The 2899-nt window shown below is 72.3% G+C and carries 3 protein-coding genes; 1 reads left to right on the top strand and 2 read right to left on the bottom strand.

The genetic code is table 11. The features are described 5' to 3' along the window. Together WML84_RS14445 and WML84_RS14440 are read right to left on the bottom strand one after the other, a co-directional pair. Nucleotides 1–1028, bottom strand: a 1028-nt coding sequence (locus tag WML84_RS14445) for a GNAT family N-acetyltransferase (RefSeq protein WP_347346836.1), incomplete at its 3' end; no start/stop codon positions are given. A 35-nt stretch (nucleotides 1029–1063) separates the two neighbouring features. Further along, on the bottom strand, nucleotides 1064–1318 hold the full coding sequence (locus tag WML84_RS14440) for a hypothetical protein (protein WP_347346835.1): 255 nt from the start codon (nucleotides 1316–1318) through the stop codon (nucleotides 1064–1066). 428 nt (nucleotides 1319–1746) lie between these two features. On the opposite strand from WML84_RS14440, the gene WML84_RS14435 reads away from it, so the two are divergent. Beyond that, on the top strand, nucleotides 1747–2899 hold a 1153-nt coding region (locus tag WML84_RS14435; RefSeq protein ID WP_347346834.1), incomplete at its 3' end, for an AAA family ATPase.

Here is a 2899-nt window from a genome sequence, read left to right as displayed (position 1 = left end):
TCGTTGACGTCGAGCATCGGCCGGTTCTCCTCCGCGTTGAACGTGGAGATGAAGGGCGACTCGGGCACGAGCTCGCGCCAGCGCAGGATGTTCGCGCACTTGACGACCATCCCGAGCCGGTGTCCCCGGTGCGCCTTCACCACGAGCGTGCTCCACTGGTGGGTGGGGCGCGTGCGGTCGGGGCCGATCATGAGCTCGTTGAAGGCGACCAGCTCTCCGGAGGGGATGTGCTGCACTGCCACGACCGACAGTGTCTGACCGCCCGCGAGGACGTTCGCGTCGCGTCGCTCGACGCGCGCGGCATCCCACCGCTCCTCGGGCCAGTCCAGCTCGCCCATGGGCGCGTCGGTCGACATGCGCGACTGCACGAACGCGTAGTCGTGCTTGAACGCGTCCGGCGTGGGGCAGGTCCACGAGACGACGCGATAGTCCGCGCCGGCCGCGGCCAGCGCCTCGTCGAGCATGGCGCGCACCCGGTCGAGCGGCTGCGTCAGCTCGAAGACGCTGTTGCGCTCGACCTGGGCGAGCACGAACCCCTGCGCGAGGTAGAAGCTCGAGGCTCCCTCGACCGGGATGGTGCCGAAGCCCGTGGGCGACGTCAGCCGCGGCCCGTCGAGGTCGGCGCGGTGCACGGTGAACGTCTGCAGGAGCCGGCGCCCGTGCTCGCGGGCGATGCGCTCGACGTGCGGCATGAGCGCGGCGGCGACGCCCCGGCCCCGGTGCGTGGGAGAGATCGCGAGCTCGAACTCGACGTTGCTCGCGTCCTGCTCCAGCGGCACCGAGACCTGCAGCGCGCCGACCACGCGGTCGCCCTCGCGCGCCAGGAGGCCGTACTGCAGACGATCGGTCTGGTCGAGCCACGAGGGCAGCTCGGTGACCGGCTCGTAGTCGAGATGGTCGCTGTCGATGTCGTACCGGCAGGCTGCGTTCAGCTGCTCGATCATCGCGACGAAGTCGGCGGCGTCGGGCGCGTCGACGGACGTCGGAGTGACGACCGGCGTGCACACGATGTCAGTGATGGCGGTCATGATGGTCCGTTCGGTGAGGGCGCGGATCGCGCCGGTCAGCGGTAGTGGTGAGGATGGATGCGCTGCCACGCGCGGACGCGGTCGAGCTCGGCTCGACGCGCCTCGCGCTCGCGGGCGCGCCGCACGGCGTCGCGGTCGGCCTCGGCGCGCGGCCGGCTGCTCCACAGGAGCAGGGCGAGCGCGATCCGCATGGCGATGCGGTCGAGGAGCGACGTGCGCGCCGTGCGACCGGGGAGCTCCAGTCGCTCCCACGTGTCATGGCGGGCTGTGGTGGTGGTCGTGGTGTTCACGGAACCGTCTTTCGGTGCAGAACGGGGCGCGGGCGCGAAGGCGCGGGCGCGGAGGACATGGCGTCGTCGACGCGGAAGCGCCGAGGGGATGCCGTCGGCGGAAGCCGTGGCGGGGCCCGCGAAGCGGGCGGACTCGTCCCCTGCGGCGGTCAGCGAACCGTGTGCGCGCGACCGTTCTGGCGGATGCCGAACGAGTGGGTCGCAGCGTGACGGCGGGCGACGACGGCTGGTGCGATCGTGTGCATCATGGCGACCTCCTCTCGACATTGCGTGCGGTCAGCAACCATAGACCCGTCCGCACGGCCCGTCAAGAGGCCTGCCGCGAGGAGAGATCCGACCGGGATTGCGCCCGGACGGCTCGTCGGCCCGGGCGTAGGCGGCGGCATCCGATACCGTGAGCCGGTACGCCCACCTGCGGAGGACCCGGAATGCACCTGAAGAGCGTGACGCTCAAGGGCTTCAAGTCGTTCGCGCGGCCGACCACCTTTGCGCTGGAGCCCGGCGTCACGTGCATCGTCGGCCCCAACGGATCGGGCAAGTCGAACGTCGTCGACGCCCTGGCCTGGGTCATGGGGGAGCAGGGAGCGAAGACGCTCCGCGGCGGCAAGATGGAGGACGTCATCTTCGCCGGCACCGCGACGCGCGGGCCGCTCGGCCGCGCCGAGGTGCAGCTGACGATCGACAACTCCGACGGCGCCCTCCCGATCGAGTACGCCGAGGTGTCGATCAGCCGGACGCTGTTCCGCAACGGCGCCAGCGAGTACGCGATCAACGGCGAGACGTGCCGTCTGCTCGACGTGCAGGAGCTCCTCAGCGACTCGGGCCTCGGCCGCGAGATGCACGTGATCGTCGGCCAGGGCCGCCTCGACAGCGTGCTGCAGGCGAGCCCCGAGGACCGGCGCGGCTTCATCGAGGAGGCCGCCGGCATCCTCAAGCACCGTCGTCGCAAGGAGAAGACCCTCCGCAAGCTCGAGGCGATGGAGGCCAACCTCACGCGCCTGTCGGATCTCGCCGGCGAGCTGCGCCGGCAGCTCAAGCCCCTCGGCCGCCAGGCCGAGCTCGCTCGCGAGGCGGCGACGATCGCGGCCGTCGTACGCGACGCGAAGGCACGGCTGTTCGCCGACGAGCTCGTGACGCTGCGCACCCGCCTGGGCGACCACGCGCGCACGGAGCAGGAGCGCCACGCCGAGCGGCTCGTGCTGCAGGACCGCGCCGAGCAGCTCGCGCTGCGCATCCGGACGCTCGAGGCGCAGCAGCGCTCCGAGGCCGTCGATCAGGCGCGTGCCGTGGCGTTCTCGCTGCAGCAGGTGCAGGAGCGGCTCCGCGGCCTGTACACGCTCGCCGGGCAGCGGCTCGCGCTGCTCGAGGACGACGGCCCGGCGGCGCTCGACGCCGTGACGGTCGGGCAGGCCGCGATCGACGACGCGCGCGCCGACGTCGAGGAGCTCGCCGGCGGTCTCGGGGCCGCGCAGGATGCCGCGGCGGCCGCCGGCCGTGACGTCATCCGCGCGCGCGCCGAGCTCGACGCCCTCGACGCCGAGATCGCGGCGCAGAGCGCGCTGGTCTCGGAGCACGACATGC

Origin of the sequence: Microbacterium sp., assembly GCF_039812165.1 — a bacterium.
In the GTDB taxonomy this organism is placed as follows: Bacteria; Actinomycetota; Actinomycetes; order Actinomycetales; family Microbacteriaceae; genus Microbacterium.
This window is presented reverse-complemented; position numbering and strand designations above follow the sequence as displayed.